Origin of the sequence: Cohnella baijiui (assembly GCF_020731285.1) — a bacterium.
GTDB lineage: Bacteria > Bacillota > Bacilli > Paenibacillales > Paenibacillaceae > Cohnella.
The window spans coordinates 1-221 of the sequence record NZ_JAJFOW010000441.1; the positions used below are offsets into that span (position 1 = coordinate 1).

At 45.7% G+C, this 221-nt stretch carries 1 protein-coding gene; it reads right to left on the reverse strand.

The genetic code is table 11. The annotated features are described in order from the left end of the window. Nucleotides 1-221, reverse strand: a 221-nt coding sequence (locus LKX83_RS33305) for a ThiF family adenylyltransferase (protein WP_227887585.1), incomplete at both ends; no start/stop codon positions are given.

Below are 221 nucleotides of genomic sequence, written 5' to 3' on the forward strand. Positions count from 1 at the left end.
TCATTAATGAGGAAACGAATGGCGAAGTTATCTGTTCCATCAAGGATGAGGTCACAGTTTGTAAGCAGCTCTTCGGCATTCACTGCTGTAATATCAGCAATAACAGGCTCAATTGTTACCCGGCTGTTGATTCGCTTCAGCTTTTCTGCTGCAGCGGCGGCCTTGGGTATATGATTGGCCGCATCTTCTTCATCATATAGCATTTGTCGCTGGAGATTGCT